The sequence below is a fragment of the Streptomyces sp. NPDC091282 genome (assembly GCF_044757385.1).
GTDB classification, from domain to species: domain Bacteria; phylum Actinomycetota; class Actinomycetes; order Streptomycetales; family Streptomycetaceae; genus Streptomyces; species Streptomyces gramineus.
Genome location: NZ_JBIVUX010000002.1, coordinates 90,171 through 114,544, shown reverse-complemented (window position 1 = coordinate 114,544; position 24,374 = coordinate 90,171). Strand labels below are relative to the sequence as shown.

At 68.7% G+C, this 24,374-nt stretch carries 24 protein-coding genes and 4 pseudogenes; 9 read left to right on the top strand and 19 right to left on the bottom strand.

Going from position 1 to position 24,374, the window contains the following annotated elements; genetic code table 11:
- The 3 genes and pseudogenes from ACIQOE_RS07640 to ACIQOE_RS07630 form a co-directional block, all read left to right on the top strand.
- Window positions 1-1,755, top strand: coding sequence for a thiamine pyrophosphate-dependent enzyme (locus ACIQOE_RS07640; RefSeq protein WP_401410319.1), 1,755 nt, complete (start codon window positions 1-3; stop codon window positions 1,753-1,755).
- Between the two features lie 21 nt (window positions 1,756-1,776).
- Window positions 1,777-2,046: pseudogene (locus tag ACIQOE_RS07635) on the top strand (IS5/IS1182 family transposase); the annotation flags it as partial.
- Between the two features lie 57 nt (window positions 2,047-2,103).
- Window positions 2,104-2,337, top strand: a pseudogene (locus ACIQOE_RS07630) (transposase); the annotation flags it as partial.
- A gap of 112 nt (window positions 2,338-2,449) precedes the next feature.
- Here ACIQOE_RS07630 and ACIQOE_RS07625 read toward each other — a convergent pair.
- Together ACIQOE_RS07625 and ACIQOE_RS07620 are read right to left on the bottom strand one after the other, a co-directional pair.
- Window positions 2,450-2,629 (bottom strand): annotated as a pseudogene (locus ACIQOE_RS07625) (transposase family protein); the annotation flags it as partial.
- Window positions 2,630-2,774: 145 nt separating this feature from the next.
- Entirely contained in the window at window positions 2,775-3,488 is a 714-nt protein-coding gene (locus ACIQOE_RS07620) for a hypothetical protein (protein ID WP_401410317.1), read from the bottom strand.
- Window positions 3,489-3,909: 421 nt separating this feature from the next.
- Between ACIQOE_RS07620 and ACIQOE_RS07615 the strand changes: the two genes are divergently transcribed.
- From ACIQOE_RS07615 to ACIQOE_RS07605, 3 genes are all read left to right on the top strand, one after another.
- A complete protein-coding gene (locus tag ACIQOE_RS07615; protein ID WP_401410315.1) occupies window positions 3,910-4,176 on the top strand; it encodes a hypothetical protein in 267 nt (88 codons plus the stop codon).
- A gap of 120 nt (window positions 4,177-4,296) precedes the next feature.
- Window positions 4,297-4,803 (top strand): hypothetical protein, encoded by a 507-nt coding sequence (locus ACIQOE_RS07610; RefSeq protein ID WP_401410313.1) that lies wholly within the window; start codon window positions 4,297-4,299, stop codon window positions 4,801-4,803.
- 175 nt (window positions 4,804-4,978) lie between these two features.
- Window positions 4,979-5,791, top strand: coding sequence for an SAM-dependent methyltransferase (locus tag ACIQOE_RS07605; protein ID WP_401410311.1), 813 nt, complete (start codon window positions 4,979-4,981; stop codon window positions 5,789-5,791).
- Between the two features lie 22 nt (window positions 5,792-5,813).
- On the opposite strand, the gene ACIQOE_RS07600 is transcribed toward ACIQOE_RS07605, so the two are convergent.
- A complete protein-coding gene (locus tag ACIQOE_RS07600) occupies window positions 5,814-6,782 on the bottom strand; it encodes a helix-turn-helix domain-containing protein (protein WP_401410309.1) in 969 nt (322 codons plus the stop codon).
- 80 nt (window positions 6,783-6,862) lie between these two features.
- A complete protein-coding gene (locus ACIQOE_RS07595) occupies window positions 6,863-7,105 on the bottom strand; it encodes a DUF397 domain-containing protein (protein WP_392074946.1) in 243 nt (80 codons plus the stop codon).
- A 766-nt stretch (window positions 7,106-7,871) separates the two neighbouring features.
- On the opposite strand from ACIQOE_RS07595, the gene ACIQOE_RS07590 reads away from it, so the two are divergent.
- On the top strand, window positions 7,872-8,717 hold the full coding sequence (locus tag ACIQOE_RS07590) for an RNA polymerase sigma factor SigF (protein WP_401410307.1): 846 nt from the start codon (window positions 7,872-7,874) through the stop codon (window positions 8,715-8,717).
- Between the two features lie 532 nt (window positions 8,718-9,249).
- On the opposite strand, the gene ACIQOE_RS07585 is transcribed toward ACIQOE_RS07590, so the two are convergent.
- The 3 genes from ACIQOE_RS07585 to ACIQOE_RS07575 form a co-directional block, all read right to left on the bottom strand.
- The gene (locus ACIQOE_RS07585; protein ID WP_392076635.1) at window positions 9,250-9,456 is read right to left on the bottom strand and encodes a cold-shock protein; all 207 of its coding nucleotides are present in this window, start codon (window positions 9,454-9,456) and stop codon (window positions 9,250-9,252) included.
- Between the two features lie 624 nt (window positions 9,457-10,080).
- Complete coding sequence (locus ACIQOE_RS07580; RefSeq protein WP_401410305.1) at window positions 10,081-10,512, bottom strand: response regulator; 432 nt, start codon at window positions 10,510-10,512, stop codon at window positions 10,081-10,083.
- Window positions 10,512-10,898 carry a hypothetical protein gene (locus ACIQOE_RS07575; protein ID WP_401410303.1) on the bottom strand — a complete coding sequence of 129 codons (387 nt, stop codon included), beginning with the start codon at window positions 10,896-10,898 and terminating at the stop codon, window positions 10,512-10,514. The genes ACIQOE_RS07580 and ACIQOE_RS07575 overlap by 1 nt, the downstream gene beginning before the upstream one ends.
- Before the next feature lie 110 nt (window positions 10,899-11,008).
- On the opposite strand from ACIQOE_RS07575, the gene ACIQOE_RS07570 reads away from it, so the two are divergent.
- Window positions 11,009-12,574: an ATP-binding protein gene (locus tag ACIQOE_RS07570; RefSeq protein WP_401410301.1), complete on the top strand. Its 1,566-nt coding sequence runs from the start codon at window positions 11,009-11,011 to the stop codon at window positions 12,572-12,574.
- 1,394 nt (window positions 12,575-13,968) lie between these two features.
- Window positions 13,969-14,218: pseudogene (locus tag ACIQOE_RS07565) on the top strand (NAD(P)-dependent dehydrogenase); the annotation flags it as partial.
- 475 nt (window positions 14,219-14,693) lie between these two features.
- On the opposite strand, the gene ACIQOE_RS07560 reads toward ACIQOE_RS07565, so the two are convergent.
- The 12 genes from ACIQOE_RS07560 to ACIQOE_RS07505 all read right to left on the bottom strand — a co-directional run bounded on the left by ACIQOE_RS07560 (window position 14,694) and on the right by ACIQOE_RS07505 (window position 24,356).
- Window positions 14,694-15,815, bottom strand: coding sequence for a DnaB-like helicase N-terminal domain-containing protein (locus ACIQOE_RS07560; protein ID WP_401410299.1), 1,122 nt, complete (start codon window positions 15,813-15,815; stop codon window positions 14,694-14,696).
- Window positions 15,815-17,086: a DNA cytosine methyltransferase gene (locus ACIQOE_RS07555; protein ID WP_401410297.1), complete on the bottom strand. Its 1,272-nt coding sequence runs from the start codon at window positions 17,084-17,086 to the stop codon at window positions 15,815-15,817. The genes ACIQOE_RS07560 and ACIQOE_RS07555 overlap by 1 nt, the downstream gene beginning before the upstream one ends.
- Window positions 17,083-17,973, bottom strand: a complete 891-nt coding sequence (locus ACIQOE_RS07550; protein ID WP_401411528.1) for a hypothetical protein — start codon at window positions 17,971-17,973, stop codon at window positions 17,083-17,085. The genes ACIQOE_RS07555 and ACIQOE_RS07550 overlap by 4 nt, the downstream gene beginning before the upstream one ends.
- A gap of 66 nt (window positions 17,974-18,039) precedes the next feature.
- On the bottom strand, window positions 18,040-18,471 hold the full coding sequence (locus ACIQOE_RS07545) for a hypothetical protein (RefSeq protein ID WP_401410295.1): 432 nt from the start codon (window positions 18,469-18,471) through the stop codon (window positions 18,040-18,042).
- Window positions 18,464-19,243, bottom strand: coding sequence for a tryptophan synthase subunit alpha (gene trpA, locus ACIQOE_RS07540; RefSeq protein ID WP_401411526.1), 780 nt, complete (start codon window positions 19,241-19,243; stop codon window positions 18,464-18,466). The genes ACIQOE_RS07545 and trpA overlap by 8 nt, the downstream gene beginning before the upstream one ends.
- A 58-nt stretch (window positions 19,244-19,301) precedes the next feature.
- Window positions 19,302-19,616, bottom strand: coding sequence for a hypothetical protein (locus tag ACIQOE_RS07535; protein WP_401410293.1), 315 nt, complete (start codon window positions 19,614-19,616; stop codon window positions 19,302-19,304).
- A 290-nt stretch (window positions 19,617-19,906) separates the two neighbouring features.
- A complete protein-coding gene (locus tag ACIQOE_RS07530; protein WP_401410291.1) occupies window positions 19,907-20,497 on the bottom strand; it encodes a hypothetical protein in 591 nt (196 codons plus the stop codon).
- Window positions 20,498-20,620: 123 nt separating this feature from the next.
- Complete coding sequence (locus tag ACIQOE_RS07525) at window positions 20,621-21,433, bottom strand: hypothetical protein (protein ID WP_401410289.1); 813 nt, start codon at window positions 21,431-21,433, stop codon at window positions 20,621-20,623.
- A 19-nt stretch (window positions 21,434-21,452) separates the two neighbouring features.
- Entirely contained in the window at window positions 21,453-22,181 is a 729-nt protein-coding gene (locus ACIQOE_RS07520) for a DUF317 domain-containing protein (protein WP_401410287.1), read from the bottom strand.
- Window positions 22,178-23,053, bottom strand: coding sequence for a hypothetical protein (locus ACIQOE_RS07515; RefSeq protein WP_401410285.1), 876 nt, complete (start codon window positions 23,051-23,053; stop codon window positions 22,178-22,180). Before ACIQOE_RS07515 ends, ACIQOE_RS07520 begins: the two co-directional genes overlap by 4 nt.
- Complete coding sequence (locus tag ACIQOE_RS07510) at window positions 23,050-23,775, bottom strand: hypothetical protein (protein ID WP_401410283.1); 726 nt, start codon at window positions 23,773-23,775, stop codon at window positions 23,050-23,052. The genes ACIQOE_RS07515 and ACIQOE_RS07510 overlap by 4 nt, the downstream gene beginning before the upstream one ends.
- A gap of 32 nt (window positions 23,776-23,807) precedes the next feature.
- On the bottom strand, window positions 23,808-24,356 hold the full coding sequence (locus tag ACIQOE_RS07505; protein ID WP_401410281.1) for a hypothetical protein: 549 nt from the start codon (window positions 24,354-24,356) through the stop codon (window positions 23,808-23,810).
- Window positions 24,357-24,374 lie beyond the last annotated feature (18 nt).

The window sequence follows — 24,374 nt, the reverse complement described above, 5'->3', positions numbered from 1 at the left end:
ATGGCCCGTACCGTTGCCCGCGTCATCGTGGACGCGCTGAGCGAACTCGGCGTACGACAGGTGTTCGGCGTCGTGGGAGACGCGCTCAATCCCCTGACCGACGCCATCCGCACCACCGAGGACCTCGAATGGGTGGGCTGCCGGCACGAGGAGGCGGCGGCCTTCGCCGCGAGCGCCCAGTCACAGCTCACCGGCACTCTCGGAGTGTGCATGGGCACCGTCGGACCCGGATCCGTCCATCTCCTCAACGGACTGTACGACGCGGCCAAGAGCCACGCCCCGGTCCTGGCCATCGCAGGCCAGGTACCCGTCAGCGAAATCGGCAGCGACTTCTTCCAGGAGGTCGACAACGACGCCCTCTTCAGCGACGTGGCCGTCTTCCGCGCCACCATCACCTCGCCCGACCAGCTGCCGCAGATGCTGGAGACGGCTGTGCGCCACGCACTGGGCCGCAAGGGTGTCGCCGTCCTCACCGTGCCAGGTGACCTGGGCGACCGGGAACTGACCGCCGACCGTCCGGCCCGGCTCTCCCTGAACAGCCCGGTGAGCCGGCCGGAGGAGTCGGCTGTCCGTCGGGCCGCGGAGATCCTCGACCGCTCCGAACGCCTCACCCTGCTCGTGGGGGAGGGAGCCCGAGCAGCCCGCGAGGACGTCCTCACCCTCGCCGACCGCCTGGCCGCGCCGATGGTGCTCACGCTGAAGGCCAAGGCCGGCTTCGAGGGCGACACGAACCCCTTCCAGGTCGGCCAGACCGGACTGATCGGCAACCCCGCCGCCGCATCGGCCCTCCACGACGCGGACACCCTCCTGCTCCTCGGCACCGACTTCCCCTACCGGGACTGGTATCCCGAGGGCCGGACCGTCATCCAGGTCGACACCGAGGCCACCCACATCGGCCGCCGGGTACCGGTCGACGTCGGGCTGGTGGGCGACACCGGCGCCACCGTACGCGAGCTGCTTGACCGCCTGACCAGCGCACCCGCCGGGACCGAGGACGCCCGCGACCGGTCGCACCTGGAGAAGGCACGCGAGCACTTCGACCAGTGGCGCACGGGACAGGCCCGGCTCGCCGACCCGTCGCACGACAAGGGGCTCGTGGGCCGTATCCGCTCAGCGCTGGACAACCGCACCCACGACATCCGCCCGGAGGCGCTGGCCGCGGCCGTCGACCGGCTTGCTGCGGAAGACGCCGTCTTCACCTCCGACACAGGCATGGCCACGGTGTGGCTCTCGCGCTTCGTCGAGATGCGCGGTGACCGCCGCCTTATCGGCTCCTACAACCTCGGTTCGATGGCCAACGCGATGCCCCAGGCACTGGGCGCCCAGTGCCTGGACCGCGAGCGGCAGGTCGTCGCCTTCTGCGGCGACGGCGGACTGAGCATGCTCCTCGGCGACCTCATGACCCTGAAGACCCATCGTCTTCCCGTCAAGCTCGTCGTCTTCGACAACCGTCGCCTGGGCATGGTGAAACTGGAACAGGAACAGGCAGGTCTGCCCGAGTTCGGCACCGTGCTCGACAACCCCGACTTCGCCGCCGTGGCCGAAGCCATGGGCATCACCGGCATCCGCGTGACGGACCCCACCGAGGTGGAGGACGCCGTGCGACGCGCCCTCGGCACACCGGGCCCGGTCCTGCTCGACGTCCTCACCAACCCCGACGAGATCGCCGTCCCGGCCAAACCGACCGTCGAGCAGGGCTGGGGATTCGCCGTGGCCAAGATGAAAGAAGTCGTACGCAGCCACGGAGAGAGGTGAGTGGGGACGGATCAGCGTCCGATTGACGACGGTTACGGACTGAGCCGCGACCACCGCGGGCAGGCCATCACACCACCCAGAAAACCACGGCCCGGAGCACTGCCCGACAGAGTCGAACAGTGGGAACGCGACCGCCACGGGCACTCCTGCGACCGCATCACCGTCGAACACGCCCTCGCCGATCACAAACGCTGGAAGCAACTGACGCGCTGGACCCACCGCGGCGACCGCCTGCCCGTTACCTACCGCGCCATCGCCAGCCTCGGCTCCGACCTCAACATCAACATCTGAAAACAAGGCCCTGACCAGGCTAACAGCGGCCAACGTAATGAGGTGGATCAGTCCTGGCTGCCGTGTTCGGGAGGGGAGTTGAGCGTTCAGTCCGGTGTGGGGAAGTCGCCGTGGATCGTGTCGGATGAACTGTGGGACCGTCTGGAGCCGCTGCTGCCGCAGCGTGAGCGCGGGTTCCGGCATCCAGGTCGCAAGCCATTGCCGGACCGGGCGGTGCTGTGCGGGATCCTGCACGTGCTGCGCACCGGGATCCAGCGGGAGTACCTCCCGCAGGAGCTCGGTGTCGGGTCGAGCAGAAACTGGAGCCATCACCTACGCAGCCGCTGTGGGGGGTGTGGTGGGAGCAGGAGTTGGCAGTGTTGGGCACCAGCCTCCGGGGCAGTACTGGATCGGGGCGTAGGCCGATTCGCTCCAGCACGTGGGGCGGGGCGTCCGCGATCCACTCGCCGACTGCCAGCAGCGAGGTGACGCCGGTCAGCACCGCGCAGGCGGTCAGTGTGAGGACGACGGCCAGGGCATGGCGCACGCCGCGCGGATCGCGTGGATCCGGCACCCGAGCCAGCCACTCCAGCAGGCCGGGCACCTCCCCGGGCCCCACGTCGAAGTGCTCGCGGAGCAGGTCACGGGCAGGCGGAATCAGGGATGCGTCGGCAGGCACGGTCTTCCAGGCAGGTCACGGGGCATAGAGCACTCCATGATCACGGGAACCTTCCTCGCATCGTGCCCGGTCACAGCAACGCTGCAGCCTCGCCTGCCACCCAGGTCTGCCAGACACGACGGGTATTCGGCAGGTCAGGGCGGTCAAGGAGCCAGAGCACATACCCGGCATGGCACCGGGCCCAAGGATTGTCCGCATCGGCAGCCCGATCGAGCCTGCCCCGTAGATCAGCGTTGTCGACAGCTCGGGCAACCCGCATGTATTCGCGGTCCTTGCAGCGATACGCCCGGTGGACGACGATCTCGACCAGGTCAGTGAGCTTCGTTTTGGTCGCCTCCTCGTGGCGAGCGCGGGCCACCCTCCGGATCAGGTTCTGCTTCGTACCCCACGCTTTCGCATGCTGGGTCCATTCCAGCGGGTACCTCGCCTCCCACTCCAGGAAGAGCAGGACATAGGGCAGCCCCGGCCACGCCGCCAGATCCCCGTCCACAGGACCACCCCACACCCCATCAGGCAGCGAACGCTTTTGGGCTTGCTGGTGTCTCCGGCGTGCCTGCAGGAAGGCCGACTCCTGGTACTGCTCGGCCACTCCCAGGGGCCGCGTCAGCAGCCACATCTCGTTGGACCGGGCGAGCGCATCCGTGACCTTACTCTGGGCCTCCGCAAGATGGACGAGCGCGGCACCTCTCGCAGCGGGATCCTCTGCTATGAGCCCGAACGCCCAACCCAGTCGCTCAGCCCATGCACAAGCGTCGTCCGCGTCTGTACCTGCCTCTTCAGCCACGCACGGGATCATCTCCTAGCGCAGTCGGCTCGCTCCACCCGACGGTATGAGGAGACGCAACGGCTCCGAGGCGCAATGGACATGAGCAGGAACCGCCCGCTCTCCCTCTCGTCATCTCATGTGATCAAGAAATGGACGCCCGCCGACTACGCCGAGGCCCTGGCGCGGGACTTGGTCCGGTTCGCAGGAGAACGACCGCCACGTACGGTTAGGTTTCGCTTTGCGATCGATTGATGCTGGTGTTCGAGCACATCCGACTGAACCGGCAAGTGCGACAAGAATGAGATTTCATGCGGGACGTAACGACCCTGAACCCCTTCTGTGGCGCGGTAGTTTTACTTCACGCCCCAGAATCGAGGGCCCGCCCGGGAAAGTGCGTCACCACGATCCCGGGGACGATAAGTCCGAAGGAAACGAAAAAATGCTCGAACCATCTCGCCGAGGGTGCCTGCAGCTGCCCTCCGGGTACTTTCACGGTATCAGCTTGAATATCACTGGCGCGGAGCTTCACGATGCCCCCGGCGGCCTCGTCATGGTCCGGTTGAGTGCCCTCCTCGCCGCGTTCACCCTCGCGTGGACCCTCATCACGGACACCGTTGTCGACACGACCGAGTCCGCCTTCGTCGTCACTCTGCTCGGCTTCGCCTGGCATGCCGGCGTGCAAGTCACCTGGGGTGGGAGCAAGTAGCCCCCCGTTTCCGCCCCGCGCCCGTCAGGTCGCGGGGCCCTCTTGCCGCTGGCCAGTCCAACGAGCGGCATCAAGCATCGCGATCAAAGCAGAGACCCTGCACGTCTGAGGAGCGCCCTCATGCTCTCCACCCCTCGATCGAGTGTGCCGCCCATCGACGCATCGGCTCACCCCGCCGCGTGGAAGAAGCCCTCTCTCGGCGCCGCGCTGCTCGGCTACAGCGCTTTCGCTGAACGAAACCAGCCACGTTACGACAGTTATGCCCAGGCCAGGCTTGTGCGGAAAGCGGACGTGACGGCTGTCGTACGGGCCACGCTGTCTTTCGCACTCAAGCGCTGGGAGTGGCTGTTGATTCAGCCCCGCCTCGCGGCGGTCGTCTGGGCGGAACTGCGCTGCCAGGTCAGCCGTCAGGCCGATGAAGCCGAGCCCCAGGACGTCACCGGTGCAGCCGCCCTGTACAGCAGCCTGCCTGTGACCAGCGCCGACAGCGCGCTGCTGTGTTGGCGGGTCGGACTGACCTCCGGTGAGGCAGCCGAGCTCATGGGACTTGAGCAACCCGCCGTCGAGGCCGCCCTTCGAGTTGCCCGCCGGATTCACCCTCACCTGGCCACCAGGGGTGCCCTCTAACGCGCACCTCCGAACGCGCCCTGGACGCACACTCCATGGCGGGCGCGCCGCCCCGCTACCTTTCGCCACCACGCGCCACCTCTCACCCCTACAGGTGGTGGTGCGCTGGCGTCTGCCCTCCTAGGATGGGCAGTCACACATCGAACGCGGCGGGAACGGCGAGGGGACACGTCCGTTGGCGGAGCAGAACCGTGTGGTCGATCTGTCGGTGCCAAGCGCGGCACGCATGTACGACTGGCTACTGGGCGGAAGTAACAACTTTGAAGTCGACCAGGAAGCATGCGAAATGCTTCTGGAAGTCGCGCCCACATCGCGCGAGATCGCGCTCATCAACCGCCGGTTTCTGCAACGCGTGGTGCACGTACTCGCCCACGAGCACGGCATAAGGCAGTTCATCGACTTCGGCTCGGGCCTGCCGACGCAACGCAACGTGCACCAGATCGCCCAGGAAGTCGACTCCGGGGCTCGCGTCGTCTACATCGACAACGATCCCGTCGTGCTGGCACTCGGCCAGTCACTGCTGGACGAGAACGACAACACCACGATCCTCCCCATCGACATGACAGACACTCAGAGAATCTTCGCGCACAAGGACCTGAACCGGCTTATCGACTTCTCCAAGCCGGTGGCCGCCCTGTTCGTCTCCGTGCTGCACTGCCTGCCCGACAGCGCCGGCCCCAAGCAGCTCGTCGAGAGGGTCATCGACCGGCTCGCGCCCGGCAGCTTCGTCGTCGTGTGCCAACTTGTCAGCGACGACCCGCAAGTCCGCGATGATGTCACCGAACTTATGCGAGCCCAGACTCACGACAACTGGGGGCGCGTACGCGAGAAAGCAGACGTCGAGGAGATGTTCGCAAACCTCGTCGCGCTGGAGCCAGGTCTCGTCGATGTGAGTGACTGGCGACCTGACTCCGAGCTTCACCAGCGCCAACGCAGCATTGAATGGACAGAGTACGGAGGGCTGGGCATGGTGCCGCCCCAGCGGTAGGCGGCAAGGGCAGGACGAAGCGTTACGAGTAGCGCTTGATGGCCTTGTCCAGCATGCGTCGGCTCTTCGCCGGTGAAGCGCATCCCTCGCCCTGGATCCGCAAGAGCAGCTGAAGGTGCCGTTCGTAGTCGTTCTGCCTCGGTGTCGGAGGCTTGTTGGGGTCCCTGCGCTTCGGGGCCGGCCTCGTGAAGTAGTCGGCCTTCTCGTACTGCTCGGCGTAGACGAAGCCAGGCAGGCCGCCGCGGCCGAACTCCAGCTGCGCCATGGAACCCGCCATCGCCGCCGCGTTGCCCGCGATCATCCGGCTGGAGAGCACGAAACGGATCGTAATGTGCGGCAGATCTGACATCTCGCGCAAGTAGGTCATCTGCTCGCGCATGACGTTCTTGGTGCCGGCCTTCCGGACCAGTACCGACTGATCCATCACAACGACACATTGTGGTGGGTCGGGCTGCCCCAAGACCCGAAGCTGGCGCTCACGGCGTTGGGCAAGACGCAACTCCACCTCAGGACCGTCCCACTCGCTGAGGTGCAGACCCGTGCGGATGATGTGCTCGGTGTACCCCGGCGTCTGCAACAGCCCGGGGACCAGACGTACATCGTACGTCGTGATGGTGATGGCCATCGACTCAAGGCCGAGTAGGCGGTGAAGGTACTCCGGCGTGCAGTCGCTGAACCGGTGCTGGAACCATTCTGGCTCCATGGCTCGTGAGAGCAGCACGCTGAGCGTGTCCCGGGTGTCTGCGTCAGGCTCCAAGACGTTGATCACCGCATCGACAGTGCGACGCATGGGTGTCGTCTCTGCAGTTTCCAGACGATTGATCGTCGAGACCGAGACATGAATCGCCTGCGCAAGACTCTTCTGGGTCAGGCCGGATTCTTCGCGTAGCTCTCTAACCGTGCGGCCCAACATGATGTTTGCCGCCGTCTTCGTCCAGTCTGGCCCGGTGGACCGGGCCAGACGGACAACCGGATTCAAGTCCGAGGACACGCTTGCTCCTTACCGAAGTGCCACATCCGCATGATGACACGCCGGACGCGGGGAGTGGTGCCCGAACTTGTATTCCCATGCTACTGGTTGAGGACGGCGAAGGAATCAAACTCGCCTTTCTTCGCACCGTCGAGGAAGGCATCCATCTCGTCGGCGGTAAAGACCAGGGCAGGCCCGCCGGGGTCGGTCGAGTTCCGCAGCGCCACGCTGCCCTGCGGGAGCTTCAGGGCTTCGACGCACGTGCCGTTGGCTTCGCTCTTGCGGCTCTTCACCCACTGCCCCGGCATCAGGTTCGCAGGCGTCCCGTTTGTGAAGTTCTGCATCGAAAAAATTTCCCATCTGTTCGATGATCCTATTTCTGTTTCCGTTTCGCAGCCTGCGGGTCGGCCCAGGTGGGAGCCCCGTGAAAACCCGTCATGAAATTTCATGGGCGGCGTGCACGGAATGCTAGCTACTCAAAATCGAACAGCGCCGTCCCACGAAAGGGTGGGACGTCGTCTCCGCCGAGGTGGTGCGTCGCCGGGCTCAGCGGCATCGGCCAGGGAGAGGACGCGGGTTCGGCGGTAGAGGGGTTGCTGGAGGGTCCTGATGCGGGCTCCCGGTTGCCCGTGAGGCTGTCCGAGGATCAGGCGTTCGCCGCGGATCCGGCGTGGTCCTGGACGCGCCCAAACGGATCGGTACGTCTACGGGCGGCATGCACATCGACATCCTCAGCGGCGATCCCTGGGCCCGTGGACGGCAGGGCAGCGGGCCGGATGGGAGCGGCTGGCGCCCGCCCGGCAGTGGCTCGTGGAATCGGTCGGGATCAAGTCCCCAGGAGAGGGTGAGCCGGTGCCGGGAACGGCCCGGTCACGGGACGCACTGTGGGAGGCGAACCTCGCCGCGGCCCGGCAGATCCACGCGCGCGAGGGACACCTCCAGGTCCCCCGGCAGCACGTCGAAGTCGCCGGGGACGCCACGGCCCGGTCCCGGAAGATTGTCCGGGCCGTCGTGGGTGTGAGCGTGGGGGGAGAGGGTAGACGCGCGTTCGGCGCCGACCGGTTGCGGTTGGCCGCGGCGACTGGTGAGACTTTCTGGAGGGGACACAGCATGGCGTCCATGAGCATGACGGCATCCGGTACGCGGACCACCAGCCTGCCCGAGGTCGCCGACCCCTCCAAGGTGGCGCCCAAGGATGCCCGCCATATCTCCCGGCTGTTCTTCGAACAGCTGGCGCTGCTGGAGGAAGGCACCCACGAGCACAGCTACGCCCGCAACACGCTGATCGAGATGAACATGTCCCTGGTGCGCTTCGCGGCCGGCCGCTACCGCAGCCGCGGCGCGGACGAGATGGAGGACATCGTCCAGGTCGGCATGATCGGCCTGATCAAGGCCATCGACCGCTTCGAGCTCTCCCGCGAGGCCGAGTTCACCTCCTTCGCCATCCCCTACATCGTCGGCGAGATCAAGCGCTTCTTCCGCGACACCACCTGGGCCGTCCACGTCCCGCGCCGGCTCCAGGAAGCCCGCGTCCAGCTCGCCAAGGCGACGGAGGAACTCCGCAGCCGCCTGGACCGCGAACCGACGGTCAAGGAGCTGTCGGAGCTGATGAGCCTCTCCGAGAACGACGTTGCCGAGGCCCGGCTGGCCTCGAACGGCTACAACTCCGCCTCCCTGGACGCCGCGATCGGCGGCAGCGAGGACGGCGAGAGCGCCCTGCAGGACTTCATCGGCATGGAAGACGCCGCTCTGGAACTGGTCGAGGACTTTCACGCCCTGGCCCCGCTGGTCGCCGAACTCGACGAACGCGCCCGGCAGATCATCCACATGCGGTTCGTCGAGGAACTCACCCAGGCCCAGATCGGCGAACGTCTCGGCGTCTCCCAGATGCACGTCTCCCGCCTCCTGTCCCGCTGCCTGGCCCGCCTCCGTGAAGGCATGCTCACCAGCCAGTAGGCACGGCAGGACCGGTTAGGCCGACGGAGGTATGGCAGGCGACCGGAGCGACACCGTGGACAGCGTGACCGGCCTGCGCCAGGACCACGTCAGCGCGTGACGCGGAGCCGAGCGCATGCCCTCACTCCCTGCCTGGAGCCGACCCGCGGGGGCAAGACCGGATCCGGGCTCCCACATCACGTCGACGCAACTCGCCTCCTGGCGCACCCGCAGTTCATCAGCGTCCTCGTCGGACGACGCCAGACCGAACCCGGCACGCATAAGCGTCCGCGGACATCCCTCGACAGCCCGTCATCGTCACCCAGAGTATTCACTTCGACACCCCAGCCGATGCAGGCCAGGGACGCCGAGCAGCCACTGACGGTCTGCTGCCCCGACGCGGCTGGGTACCAACATGGACTGGACGCGGCCGCCGGTCGTGCGCCCGACGTACGTGGGGCCAGGGGCCTCGCTCTTGGTCACCTGGCCCCACGTCTTCAGGCGGCCACAACTTCCGGCCGCCTCGTACCGTGCCGATTGTCTCCGGATGAACTCAGCTGCGGACGATGTTCTCGGCCTGGGGACCTTTGGGGCCTTGAGTCACGTCGAACACGACATGCTGGCCCTCGACGAGTTCGCGGTACCCCCCGCTGCCGGAGATTTGGGAGTAGTGCGCGAACACGTCCGGTCCGCCGCCGTCCTGTTCGATGAATCCGTAGCCCTTTTCGGCGTTGAACCACTTCACGGTGCCGCTGGCCATACTCGTGCCCTTCACATCCTGCCGGGAATCGCCGGCTCGTCTGAGTGCGGTCCAGTCCACGATCGGACAGGGCCTGACGCCAGTTGTATCCCGGCGCCGCTTGAGGGACCCGGCTCCGCGCGGGGCGTAGCGTGTCGTGTCGGGGTCTGGCACACGTACTGTCGACGGAGCGCGCCCAGGCGTCTTCGGGCAGGCAGGAGAAGGTCAACGTTCGCGGCCACTGTCTATGAGGCGGCCTGCGTGGAGGTGAGAGCGGCGCTGTACACGGGCGGCGAGCGTGAGTTGCCCAATACGGTCGGGTCGGAGCTCGGCCGGGATGCGCAGCGGGGTGCCGGAGCCGTAGGGCCCATGAGGGCGATGGCCGCGCCTGAAGCGGCGGTGACGTGGACGCCGATCAGGACTGGGCGCCACTGTCGACCGATGGGGAACAGGGTGCCGAAAGCCCAGGCGGGAATACCCTCACCGGTCAGCTGTCGTGCCGACCGGTCACTGCGGCCGCGCAAGTGCCGTGCCGGCGGGCTCGTCCAGGCCCGATCGACGTCACACAGCCAGACGGCTTCGGTGCGTCCGGTGCCCGCCGCAGAGGGCGGGCACCGGAGCATGGCTACCGAGAGTGTAGGGCGATCAGGGGCGCGGGAGCCGGGTGGCGGTCTCCAGGTAGAACATGTCGATGCTCTGGACCGCGCGTTCGAAGTCGTCGAGGTTGACCGGCTTGGTGACGTACGCGTTGGCGTGCTTGCGGTAGGCGCCGGTGACGTCCTCGGGGGCCGAGGACGTGGTGAGGACGACGACCGGGATGGTGCGCAGGTCCTCGTCCTCCTTGATGACGGCGAGGAGCTCACGGCCGTTCATGCGCGGCATGTTGAGGTCCAGGACGATCAGGTCCGGGCGGGGGTTGGCCCGGTCGCGGAGGTATTCGAGACCGGCGACGCCGTCCTGGACCTGGGTGAGGCGGCGAGCTCCGCGTGCCTCGAGGGCGTCCTGGATGAGCAGTGCGTCGGCCTCGTCGTCCTCGACGAGCAGGACGTCGTAGGGGCGGGCAGGGGCGACCATCATCAGGAACTCCCGGTTTCGGGGCGGGTAGGGCGGTGATCTGGGATGCCGACGTCCGGTACAGGCGGCTGCTGGAGCAGGCCGGGCCAGCGGCGGCGGGCGCCCTGCCGGGTCATGTTGGAGGCCCGGCCGATCTGGGGGTAGCCGGCGCCGGCGTCGGCGGCGGCGTGAGCGGCCTTCACTTCCAGCAGGTCCACGGCCTGGCGGAGATAGGTGAGCAGATGCAGCTGTGCCAGCGCCGTCGCCTGCTCGCGGGTGTAGTCGACGCGGCCCAGTACGGGTGCGAATACCTCCGGGACAAGCCGTGCGACGAGGTCGTCGATCTCGATGGCTGCGAGGTCGCCGATCTCGGCGTCGGTCATCCGCAAGGAGAAGTGGATGCCTGGCATGCGCACACTTTAGGGCCTGTTCCGAGCGCGTGACAACAATCGTTGTCGCCGCGCTAAAGTGTGCACGCCGCGTGCACGTCAGGCGGACATCCGAACGAGGAGCACACGAGATGACCGCAGGCCAGGCGCAACCGAAGCCCGTGGCGCGGCAGGGCGCGACGGCACACTGGACGACGCGCCGCTGGCTACAGGTCAGTGTGAGCTACGCCCTGGCTCTCCTGACCGCCCTCAGCGGACTGGGCGTGTGGACCCTGAGCCGGACGACCTCGATCACCGACAACCTCGTCAACGCCCGCTCACCCTCGCTGACCAACTCCGTCCGCCTGGAGATCGCACTGGTCAACCAGGAGACCGGCATCCGCGGCTACGGCCTGACCGGCCAGAGAGAATTCCTCCAGCCCTACCGGCAGGGACTCACCGACGAGAAGACGGCGGCCGACCGGCTCAGGCAGCTGCTCGCCGGCAACACGCGCGGCCAGGCCGACCTGGAGACCGTCCTCGACCGCGCACGGACGTGGCAGGAGCGGATCGCCACCCCCGTCTCCCAGGCCCCCGCGGGCGCCCCCGTACCGCTGGCCACCGACCGGGCCACGGAGGGCAAGGCCGCCTTCGACCACCTGCGCCAGGCCATGACCGCCCAGCAGGACCGCCTTCTCGACGCCCGCACCAGCGCGGTGGCCGACCTGCGGAACGCCCAGCGGCTGCGGAACTGGATCTTCACCGCCATCGCGCTGGTGATCGTCCTGATGGCCGTGGCCGCGTTCGAGGGGCTGCGCCGTGGCGTCACCGGCCCGCTCGCCCGGCTCAGCCACGACGCCAGTCAGGTCACCGGCGGCAACTTCACCCACGCCATCGCCGCGTCCGGCCCCGCCGACCTGCGACAGCTCGGCACGGACATCGAATCCATGCGCCGCCGCCTGGCCGACGAACTCGCCGTCAGCGAGGAGCAGCGCTCCCTCCTGGACGAACAGGCCCTCGACCTCAAACGCTCCAACGAGGAACTGGAACAGTTCGCCTACATCGCCTCGCACGACCTTCAGGAACCCCTGCGCAAGGTCTCCAGCTTCACCCAGCTGCTCCAGCGCCGCTACGCCGGACAGCTCGACGCCCGCGCCGACCAGTACATCTCCTACGCCGTCGACGGCGCGAACCGCATGCAGGTCCTCATCAACGACCTGCTCGCCTTCTCCCGCATCGGCCGCGTCCACAACAACGACGGACCCGTCGACCTCAACACCCTCGTCGACAAGACGCTGGAGACCCTCAGCCTCTCCATCGAGGAGTCCGGCGCACGCGTCACCCGTGAGGACCTGCCCACCGTCACCGGAGACGCCACCCAGCTCGGCATGCTCTGGCAGAACCTCATCGCCAACGCCGTGAAGTTCCGCGCCCCCGACCGCGCCCCGGAGATCCACATCGCCGTCTCCCGGGACGACGGGACGTGGAACTTCTCCGTCACCGACAACGGGATCGGGATCGACCCGGAGTACGCCGACCGCATCTTCGTCATCTTCCAGCGCCTGCACACCAAGGACAGCTATCCCGGCAGCGGCATCGGACTGGCCATGTGCAAGAAGATCGTCGAGTACCACGACGGCACCATCGCCCTCCAGCCCACCAGCGGCCCCGGCACCCGCATCGCCTTCACACTCTCCGCCACGCCATCCCAGCCCTGATCTTGAGCTTTTGACCACCGGCCTCCCGACACGGCGCGAAATTCGCTGTTCCAATTGACGACGGAGAGGAGATCGGCCCATACCGGAGGGGTAGTGATACTACGGGGTAGACGGATTCGCGGATGCGGAAGTCGAGTAGAAAACACTGCGGGCCGCCGCTTCCATGGCGGCCTGCGACGAGGGGGTATTTTGTCGCGCTTCTTAGAAAGTGCCTACGGCAGTCAAGCAGCCATTAAGCGAGATGCCTGGATTGCAGTTCTGGCATCGATTGTCTGGTACGCATTCGCCGCCTACCTCGGCGCCAAAGTCGGTTGGGGCGCCGCCCTCCCTCTTCTGCTGGTCGCAGGTGTGTGTGATGTCATCGTCATCGGCGCGTGGCTCGCTTTTCGTGACCGGAACAGCAGCACCCGAAACAGGGGAGAATGAAAAATGCCGGGACACGAGGCTCTTGCGCGGGCTCACTCGACACCCGGAGGCGTGGTGGGTTTCATCCTCTTCCTCGTGGCGATCGCAGTCATCGTGACCGTTGTCGTCATCAGTCGACGTAGGGGGCGGTAGGCGCTGCCGGGTGCGAAGCCGACTTCCTTTGGCCTGATCGGCCACGAGTTTGTTGATCGCCATCGACGGGCCACGGGCACCCAGCCCGTGACACGGGGGGATTCGTCGTTGCGGCACGGCCACCATCAACAGGCGCCGCCCAGCATAAATATCGACCGCGCACCCCTCGCGACGCCCCTTCGGGCTGGTCGAAGGTCGCTGTCCCCCCTCAGATCGGCTCTTCCCCCGAAAAGGAGCAACGCCTTCGGGCGCGGACCCGGCCGCAACAGCTTGAACACCGCAACGCAGTGTGCCGCGTCTGCAGTCGGCCGGCCCTCAGCCGGGCGCGCGTTGTGTTCCCGTCGTACGGTCACTGTCACGCTGTCCCGGCCCTTCCTCTTCGGTTCGCTCCACCCGTAGCCGTCGCCCGCGTTGCTGGTGTCAGGGCGGGTTGTGCTGGTGCGAATGGCGGGCGTGCCAGGCATATGATCGACAGTGGAGCGAGCGGGTGTTATGGGTGGCAGGGATCGGGAACTCTGACCCCATGACAGCTCCCGAAGACGAAGAGAAGACTGGAACGCGTCCCGCGCGGGGCTCCCGACCGAGCGTGCGTCCAGGTTCCGACAAGGCGCAGACGATCACCGCGCCCACACCGCCCGTCGCGCAGACCCCCGGCCGACCCAAGCCCAGCGACCTGGCGGACGGAGACGACGCCTCGGAGTCACCCAGCCACGAAAAGGAGCGTCCTGCCGACCACTGAGACGACGGATCCGCTGAGCTGATTCGAAACAGGATCATCGCAGGAAGACGCACCGCGAGGCGGCGGCGCCGGCCGGGAGCGAGGGAGTGGAGCGACGATGACGAACCATGGGCCCCGGCACCCCCGCGAGAAGTACGCCCAGCCCGACTTCCCTGAGCAGGATCAGCAGCACCCCGGCTGGACCGGCCGCATGGACCCGCCGCCCGACCACGGCGAGGACAGCTACGAGGGCAGCGGCCGGCTCACCGACCGCAGGGCGCTCCTGACCGGGGGGCGACTCGGGAATCGGCCGCGCCGTCGCCCTCGCCTACGCCCGCGAGGGCGCGGACGTCGTGTTCACCCGCCTACGTCTTCCTCGCCTCGTGGCCGCGAGCTTCATCACAGGGGAGATCATGAACGTGACCGGCGGAGTGCCCCTGCCCTGACCCGCCGCGAACTCTCCCTGCGTCATTCGACTTTGCACGCTCCCGCGTCCGTGGGGTAGCCGGCGCAGGTCCATTCTTCGTCCATGGCCTCCTGAAGCCGGGGGGCATCTCTAGGGCGATGCCTTCGGCCCGCAGGTGTTCGGCTGCGTCCTTGGCCCAGTGGGGCTCTTCGTGATCGATGCATGCCAGGACCAGGACGTTGCTGGCAACGCTCCACTCCACAGCCGGAAGGGGCCACGAGGCCAATGTGGGCCTGTCTGCCGGTCAGGACGGCTTTAGGACGGTGGGGGAGTGAGGTCGGTGTCGAGGCGGACGTGGGCGTCGATGGCGGTACTCATGTGGGGGTCTCGTCTGGTGGCCGGGCCTTCGGGTCCGGCCACCGGCGTGTTGTGGAGTGCTAGCGGGTTGCTCGCGTGGCGTGGGCGGTCGGCGTGGCCGTGGTGGTGGGTGGGCCGGCGCGGGTGGTGGGCGCCGGACGCGGTGGTGGGGCAGGTGTGGTGGCGTGCTGCCAGCGGGTGCGGACGGCGCCGATGTCGGCGAGGGCGCGGCGGGCGCCGACGACGAGTTGGAAGGGGGTGTTCGCCGGGTCGCCGGCGTACGCCGTGATGCGCTGGGCGGTGTGTTCGGCGGTGGTCAGGAGGGAGCGCTCCAGGGCGCGTTCGCCCCAGTGCTCTACGGATGCCGCCGGTTCGGCCAGCGTCCGCAGAACTTCACCGGGGTCGCTTCCGTCGTCGAGGAGGCCGCGCTGCTGGGCTTCCCATAGGACGGTGACGGGGTCGACGGGCTCCTGGCGGCGGGCCAGGGCGGTCAGGCACTGCCACAGGCCGGCGTGCAGCCGTATGACGAGGTCGCCGGGGAGCAGCCACGGGACGGTTTCGATGCCCGCCGGGTAGGCGGTGGCGGTGGCGAGCAGGAGTCGCTCCTCCTCGATGGCCTGCGTGTAGTCCGGTGCGGCAGGTGGCGGCGGAGCCGGGGTGCGGGGCAGGACGCCTGCGCGCGGCGGGAAGCGGGCCGCGATGTCTTCCACGACCGTGGCGAGCGTGTCGGCCTCGGTGAGCACCGTCTGGACGGGGTGGGGAAGGGAGGCGTCGTGGACGGCGTGCGCGAGGTGTTCTGCGGCTGCCGCTAGGCGTCGGCGGGCGTGTTCGGCCTCGACCATCCTGGCGTAGGCGGGTGCGTGGCGGGGCCAGGGGCAGACCTGCACGAGTGCGTGCAGGTCTGAGGCGGTCAGCCCGCGTGCCTGCTGGCGTGCCGTGGCGAGCACGAGGTCGAGCCAGGCGGTGTTCTTTGCGTGCTCGGCCGGATTGGGCGGCGGCAGGGTGCTGATCGCGGCGAACACAGCCGTGTGGGCGGCGGTGGAGAACGAGTCGGCGGTGATGCCGTTCACGTCGTTCAGACGGCGCGGGTCGAGGAGGAGGGCTCCGAGGAGGGCCTGCTCGACGTGGAACACCGGCTGGGGTGGAGCGCTGGCGTCGAGATCGAGGTCGTGGTCTTCGTCGGTTTCGGGGGTGTGGGGCATCAGGCGGCGAGGGTGAAGTCGTCGGGGTCGAGGCGGAAGCCGAGGTGCGGGGCGAGGAGATGGCCGGCGAGCAGCGGTGGGACGGCGTTGCCGATCTGCGAGAACTGCTGGCCCTTGTTCCCGGCCCAGGGGTAGTCGGCGGGGAAGGTCTGCAGGAGGCCAGCTTCTTGGGCGGTGATCCGGATCGGATCCGGCACTGCCGACGGGTCCGTGTCCTCGGCTGGCGGTGAGGCGGGTTCGGCGACCCAGGTGCACTCGTTCGCACGGTGCCCGAAGAACAGCGTCCCCGCCGGCTCGGACAACGGACGGACGGTGGCGTTGGCCTGGCTGTTGCTGCGCAGGGACCAAGACCAGCGAGGGGCCTCCGCAGTGCAGGTCTGCGCGTGAGCGTCGGCGGCACGGCGCCCGTGTCTGCTGTGCTTGGCCGCCCGTCCAGCGCGATCTCCACGGGACTGCCGGACCGTCCTGTCCGGGCGGGGTGTCCACGTGCCGCGCTCCCGGGCGTCGGACAGCGTCTTGCGGGAGCCCGACGGGAACGGCTCAGGTCCGCCGCCGGGCCCGCCACCCGCGCACACGGTGGGAACGGGCCGGTCGGTCGCCCCCCAACCCAGGGCCTGGGCCATGCTGACCCAGCGGGCGCGGCCGGGACCGAACAGCGAGTCCGGCTCAGCGACTTGGGCGTGCGTGGGCGTGGGCGGCTGCGCCGTACGGACCCGGGAGGCCAGCAGGATGGCCCGCTTTCTGGTCTGCGGGACCCCGAAGTCGGCGGCGTTGAGAATCCCGCACCAGACGGAGAACCCCCACCCGCGCAGGACGGCCGCGTACTGCTTCCACAGGGGCAGGACGTCCGGGACCTCCTCCATGGCCACCCAGTCGGGCTCGCCCACCGTGTTCAACGCGTACAGGTAGCGCATCGGCTCGGCCGCGAGCAGGGAGCGCTCGTCACGGCACGCGGCGAGAAGACGGTCGCGGGTGTCGCGACCGGCGGCCAGGTCCTCGACCGCCGTATGCACCAGCGGCTGGTCGAGCAGGCCGAGGCGTTTGCCGGCCATGCTCCACGCCTGGCACGGCGGGGACGCGATCACACCGCGGGTGCGGCCGACGAACGGCCACACCGGGTACATCGCCACGTCGGTACGGATGGTCCACTGTCCGGAGGCAGTCCGGGTCTTGCACGCCCATGGGTCCCATTCCAGCCCGACGTCGCGTGCGCCCAGGACGTGCAGTGCTCTGCTCCAGCCGCCGGGCCCCGCGAAGAGGTCGAGTATCACGTGGCCAGCCCGAAGCTGTCCTGCGTCAGCGCGTCGGCGTCGCCGCGGCAGGCCCAGGGGGAGCAGCCGTCCTCGACGCCGTTCTCCAGGACGTCTGCCTCGTCCATGCTGATCTGCTGGGCGGCTCGCTCGGCCGCTGTGACGTGGTCGATCGGTGCCTGGCTCAGCGGGACACGGGAGCGGTGAAGGAACGCCTCGCCTAGCAGTTGGCTGCCTGAGGCGTTGGCGCGGGCATTGCCCTGGCGGATCGCTTCGTCGAATTCGACGACGTCCGCCCACTCGGACGCGGAAGTGTCCCGGATATGCCGCCACTGGGCGTTTCCGTGGAAAGGGCATCCCAGGCAGCTCGATTTCGGCGTATCGGCCAGCCCGAGCGAGGTCAGGTAGCGTACGCAGTCGGCTCTGGTCCAGGACATGTCGAGAAGCGGGTGCCGGTTGCGCATGTACTTGACGTCGGCGTCCTTGGCCCGGTGGAATTCATCGGTCGAGATTCCCACCCACTGTTCGACGAACACCCCCTTTGGGATGCGTGTGGGATAGGGGTATCCGAGTAGTTCGCGGACCTTCTGCTTGATCGGCTTCACCTTGTATTCCCCGGTGCACTGGCGTCGGGTCATTCCAGGCCGCCCGTCCTGGTTGAGGATATGGAGCGGCATGGAGGCGAACCGGTGATCCGGGTCCAGGGCGTCCTGGCGGATATTTCCGGCCGACACGCGGAGTACGGGTATTCCGGCCGGTGTGGCTATCTCCTCTTCAAGGCGGTCGAGGTGTGCATAGACCGCTTGGGGTTCCCATCCGGTGTCGGCGAAAATTGCGTAGTCGACTTTGGGGAGAATTCCCTCGGCTGACAGGGCGAGGAGCGTGCTGGACTGAACTCCGGCACCCAGGGAAAGGGCGCGGAATCTGGGCTGATCTGAAATGGTCTGTCCTGAGAGTAGGGAAACGGGGCGTTCTTACTGCCGGTCGCGGGACATGCCGTGGCAGAGGGCGGGGATGGGGTCGAGGAGGTCGGCGGCCGACGCGATGAACTGCTGTGGTGTCGGCCCGATCAGGACGACTCGACCGGATGCCGTGTCGGCCCGGCGCTGGTTCTCCACCCCGCGGGCCAGGGCGGCGGCGAGTTCGGCGGCGGCGTCCTGGGCGGCCTTGGCGATCTGCGCGACCTGGTGAAGGTGCAGCAGGTCCGCGGGTGTGGGCGGCGACGCCTGCGCGCCGAGGGTGAGGAACAGCCTCAGGGCGGTGCTGGCGAGTTGCTGGGCGTCGTTGATTCGCGTGGCCAGGGCGGAGGTACGGTCGGTGGGGCCAAGACGCAGGGCGTGTTGCAGCGCGGACGCTTCGGACGCGATCCGGGCGAGGTGCGGGTCCGGGTTGGTGGAGTCAGGCACGGGTCTCTGTGGCGGGGTGTGGGTTCAGGGCCTGGGCGAATGCGGCGGTCAGCGCCGCGGCCTGCTCGGGGTGGCTGGTCAGAGCGCGGACGATCGGGGTGCCGACGACGACGGCGTCCACCAGCGGGGCGACGCGTGCCGCGAGGGCTGGGGTGGAGATCCCCACGCCCGACACGACGGGCAGGGGGCTCGCGGCACGAAGGCGTCGGGTGAAGTCGGCGAGCGCCGGGATGTGGAGCGGGCCGCGGTAGCCGGTGGGGGCCGTACTGGCGGGCGCGTAAAGCCACCCCGACGCACCGATGGCCACGGTGGCGAGTTCGGTGGCGGCGCTGTGGCGTCGCACGAGGCGGGGGGTCTGGAGGTTCACGTCCTTCGCTGCGGTCCGCCAGCGCTCTGCCTGGTGCTCGGGGAGGTCGACGACCATCACGCCGGCCGCACCGGCGTCGGCGAACTGGCGGGCCAGGTGCTCGGGGCCGTGCCTGCTGACGGGCTCCCAGTAGGTCATGACGACGGTCGGCCGTAGTCCAGCGGCGTACTCGACCGAACGGAGGGTGCGGTCGAGGACCTGCCCGCGGCCAAGGGCGCGGCGGTAGGCCGCTTGGATGACGGGTCCGTCGAGGTGAGCGTTGTGGTGGGCCAGCCCGACTTCGAACACGTCAGCACCTGCGTCGGTGATCTGGTCGAGGTGGCGCCGCTCGGCGGTGGGCGGGTGCAGGCCGGCGGGTACGAACACGACCAGCGCACAACGGGGTTGGGTGAGGAGTGCGTGCAGGGAATCGGAGGCGGTCAGGGGGGTGATGCCCTTCCCGGCGGTGGGACGCTGCCGGGGGTCAGCGGCGGCGTCGGGCCGGTGGAGTCGGGGTGGTCGCGGGGGCGGCGGTGCTGCGGTTGTGACTGTGGTGCGGGCCGGGCACGGGATCCGTGGTGGGCTGGCTGTTGAAGGCGGGAGCTACGCGGTCCAGGGCCCGGGCGATCTGCTCGGCCTGCTCGTGGGCGTCCTGGAGCTGCTTGGCGACATCGGCGGGGAGCCGGTCCCACTGGGCTCGGTACTGGTAGCGCTGGATGATCTCGGCGGCGTTGCGCAGCTGCTCGGCGACCTGCCGCAGAACCGCGGTCTCCTGCTCGGGGGCAGTCGTGGCGTGCATGGCCTGCAAGAGTGCGTCCAAGGCGGCGGGCAGTGGCACATCGTCTGCGGGAAGGCCGTAGAGGGCGGCGTGCAGGGCCTGGGCGTAGATCGTCACCGGCCCGCCCCGACCGCGGTCGCGGTACTCGACGGGGGCTTGCCGGCGGGCACTGAAGCTGACGGTCACGTCCCGGGGTGCGGCACCCGGGTGGAGCTGATCGGCGAGGGCGCGAGCGAGATCATGCGCAGTTGGGTTGTCGGAGGACGTGGTAACTCCCGTCGGGGCGGCAGCGATCAACGTTGTGTAGGGGGTCAGCGAGTGCGTCGGCGCGCCGGCGGCGCAGGCAGTGGGCCGGTGGCGGCAGCACGTCGGCGCCCCGCTGGAGGGATGTCGGTGGGTGTGGGGATGCCGAGGCCGACGCGGGCGCTGAGACCGTGGACGTATGCGTGCGTCTCGGCGGCCGTGACAGCGCCGAGCAGCCCGCGCTCGTCCAGCCCGTCCCGCAGACGGTACGACGAGCCGTCTGCCGTGAGGATGAAACCGTGCTGCTCCAGGAGGGAACGGGCGGCGGTGGTCTTGGCGCTCACGGCCACGCTGCCGTCACCGAACTGGATCTGCAGGTCCGGGTCGTCCACTGGATGGTCGGGGCTCCAGCGGGTCGTCCAGGACAGGTCGACGAGGTCGTGGGTGTGGGCGAGGAGCCCGTACACCGCGGCGCCTGCGCGCTCCTGCACGTCCTGTGGGGTGCCCGGCGCAAGCAGGTAGAGCGCGCGGCCGAGATGTTCGCGGGCGAGGAAACCGGCATCGGTCAGCAGCCGGTCGGCTTCGCGGAGGCGGCGGTTCAGCACGACGAAGGTGTGTCCGTCGTCGGTGGACCCGATGAACACATCAGGGATGTCCATAAGTGACACGGCGATCCAAGGGGTCTAATCGGCCAGAGTGGGGTGCCAGCGGGAGACGGTCTCGGGTCATGCAGGTCGGAAGGGGACTAGCAGGGGTGCGCGACGTCTGGGGAGAGACGCGGCTCAACGGGTGGCTGGGCGTGCTGCGGTCGCGGCCGGGCGGCCCGCGGGACGGGCGGCGGTGGGGACGGGGGGTCGGGGAAGGCCAAAGGCGGCGGCCAGGCCGTGGGACCCGTCGGCGGTGAGGTGGACCCGCTCGTCGTGGTGCCGCAGCAGGCATGGCTCGCGTATCACCAGGCCCCGGGATTCGAGGGAGCGGATGGTGTTGATGGAGACGCGGACGTCGTTGCTGCGGATGATCGGCCTGTCGTCGGTGATCGTCACCTCGCCCTGGGCGATGGCACGCAGGGCGGCGTCTTGAGCGGTGGACAGCGCAGGCGGCTGGTGCAGCGGGCGGGCGCCTCGACGGCTTCGTTCAGCGACGAACAGCTCGGCGGTGGCCAGCGCGTCCTTGGCACCCAGGGCGGTCAGGTCCCGCACGAGGGTGAGGCGGCTGCGGGCCTGATCCAGGGCTTCCTGGGAGGTCAGGGGCAGAGCGTCGTCGTGTATGGGCATCCCGGCGTGTGTGATGTCCAGGATGCCCGCGGCAATCTGGAGATGTTCGGCCGCTGTGACGGTCAGCTGAGCGAGCTGCTTCACCCGCGCGTACACGGCAAGGATCGTGGGACTGTGGTGCATCGACTGCTCGTTGAGGACATCCCCGATGTGCAGCGCGGAGTCGCTCAGGTGCTGGGTGAGGTCGGCCAACTGGTTGAGGGCAGTGGCGGTGGCGGGGTCGGAGGAGGTCAGCCGGATCGCGGCCAAGGCGTCGTTGTGCCGGGTGAAGTCCGCGGCGAGAGTGAGAAGGTGTTCGGCGGGGACGGTCGGGTTGGTCATCAGGGGTGGAGGGTTCCGTTCAGCGGCGGCGCATCGCACGGTCGAGCTGGGCGCCAGCATGGTGTACGTGCGGGTTCACGACGGCTCCGCGGACGGGTGTGATGACCGCGGCGTCCAGGTCCTGCACGAGGTGCGGCACGTCACCGAAAGCGCGCTCGACTGGAGCGGTCGTCGCGAGGTGGGCGAAGAACTGGGCGACCAGTTGTTCGGGGGCGTCCTGGGTGAAGGAGGCGTCCCAGTGGGTGTCGAAGCCGTCATACACGTGGTGCCGGAAGTGCCACGGGGGCTGTTTGCCCGCGGTGTGCTGTAGGCGACAGTGGCCGTCGGGCGAGGTGAAGTTGCCACCGCCTTCATGACGCCAGTGGTTCAGGCCGGCGATCTCGGCGAGCGTGCTGGTCGTGAGTGGAATCCGTTCGGCGTGACGGTCGTCGTCGAGTAGTTGAGGGAGGGCCTGGGTGACGGCGGCGATGGCCTCGATCGGCGTCTGCCGGGCGAACCGGGCTTCCCAGTACGGCTCGTGGTGCGCAATCGACCACCACGGGCCGTGTGCGTGGGAGGAGTTGAAGGTCACGAACAGGCTGCCGTCAGGGCTGGTGACGGTGAGGCGTCCGGCCGCAGGGTCGTGTTCGCTCGGCCAGCCGAAGAGGTGGATCAGCGGGCTGAGTGCGTCGGCGAGCCGGTCGATTCCGGCGCCTGCCACGTAGCGCGGTGAGACCAGGACGCGGTCCTGGGGCGCGAAGTGCGTCACCGGCGAGCGCCGCGCACTGCAGAAGGTGTGGAGGAGGTCCGAGCGGGGCCGGCTGCGGTTGTGGGGCGTGGCCTGGCCAGAACCTGGTGTCCCAGCTTGGTGACGGTGATCTTCTGCCCGCGCGACAGCCGGGTGGTCATGTCCCGGCCGACGAGCCCGCGCTTGTTCAGGGCCCGGAAGGTGGCGATCGAGACACGGGTGCCGTCCGCGGTCGCCACACGAATCACACCCGGCCCTCGCCGCGCCCCCTCGTACAGCATTCCGTTGCCGGGGGCGAGGGACTTGAGGGCGTCGTACTGGGTGTCGGTCAGAGCGGGGACGGCAGCCTCCTGGGCCGGGCCGGCTGTGTCGCGGGCGGCGCGGAGGTCGTGGGTGAGGGCAGTGGCGGCGTCGCGGCATCCGGTTGCGCTCCGGTCGAGCTGGTGGCAGGCGTCGGCGAGGCGCCCGCTCACTTTCGTCAGGGCCGCGGTATGGCGGGCGGTGCGCGCCGGGGCGCCGTCCGCGGGGGAGCCGTCGGAGGGCGCCCCGTCGTAGGGGCTGGCGAGCAGTGCGCTGGCGAGGTCGCTGCCGGCCAGGGTGGAGGCGACCGCGACCGAGGCCAGGCACTCCAGGCTGGAGCGGCTGCCGGCGATGGGGGTGTAGGCGCTGGAGTCGAGCGTGCTCAGACGGACGAGGACAGCGGCTGTCATTTCCTGGGCCTTGAGCAGGAGGGGGCTGATCTTCTGTAGCGCGTCGGTGCCGGGGGTGTAGGAGACGTCCCGGACACGCGTGTGCAGGGCATCGAAGTCAGCGGCCAGGGCGTGGAGTTGTCGTCCTTGTTCGGCCAGGTCGAGCGGGGGCATGGTGTGGCGCGGCTCCGGAGGGTCGTTCAACGGGTTCGGGTGGCTTCCTTCGCGGCGGCGGGCACGGACGCAGGGGTTGTACCTGGAGTCCTGGCGGTGGGAGGGCGGCTGATCGCGGCAGCCAGGGCGATGGTGCCGGCGGCGGTGAGGCGGACCCGGTCCTGCAGCGGTCCGCCGATGTACGCGGAGGGCGCGGACTTCGGGACGCGTTCGGCCAGACCGTCCGCTTCCAGCTCCCGCAGCGTGCCGATCAGCACGCGCTCGTCCCGGTAGTGGACGTACTGCCGGCCCAGGGAGTTGGTGGCCACGACGTTCCCGCAGCCGATCTCCCACAAGGCGTCGCGCTGCGTGCTGGTCAGCGGACGGTCCGGAGCTTCAGGGGTGCTCCCACGGCGGTGCCGGATCTCGAAGGCGAGGACTTCCGCGCAGCCCATCGCTGCTTCGGGTGCCAAGGCGGTCAGAGTGCACGCCACGGGGAGCTGCTGGTCTGCGGAGGCACTGCTCAGGAATGCGATTTGTTGGAGGCGGAGCACCGAGTCCGACAGGCCCTGGCTGCGAAAGAGGCGCTCATCGGTGACTGCCTTGACGGCGGTACAGGTCGCGGTGGCGAGGCGCTGCGCAGAGCCGCCGTGCGCAGTGGGCTCGGACGGCAGCGACTTGGCCCGTACGAGCCGGTCGAGCATGTCGTTGTGCTGCACGTACAAGTCGGCGAGCAGCAGCAGCCGCTCGACCGGAGTCGGCGGGGCAGCCACGTCGAACAGGAGGCCAGCGCCGGGCGGAGTAGTCATGCCGGCCGCCGGACCGTCGGGGCATTCCGCGGGGCCGGGGCTGGGGCCGGGGCCATCGGCTTCGCAGGGGCCTGCCGCGATCCGCGGTGCAGGATCTGGGGGCGGGGCGCGGCGGAAGCGAGGCGGCGGGACAGCTGCTGCGCCACGGTGCGATAGGTGGTTGCGGCGCGTTGCATCTCTTCACCGGCGAGGCGAAGCTGTTCGGCGCTGGCCGCGGGAGTGGGGTCGGCGTCCTCGGACAGCAGGATCTCGGTGCGGTGGTGGATGGCGAGGTTGCACAGTGTTGCGGCGAGCGAGATCTGGGCGCACGCGCCGGCCAGGTGTGCAAGGGACTCGGCGCCGCCCTCCATCGCGGGGTACTGGCTGACCGACAGGTCGTGGACCTGGCGTGTGCACTGCGCTGCCAGCTCGTGCACGCGCAGGCTGAGGGGCGCGATCTCGCGCACGGGCTTGGCGATCTCGCCCTTTCGGATGCGTCTGGTCTCGGCGGACAAGTCCTTCAGGGCGGGGGATACCTCGGCGAGCAGGCGGGTGTGTTCGGTCAAGTCGATGATGAGCAGGGC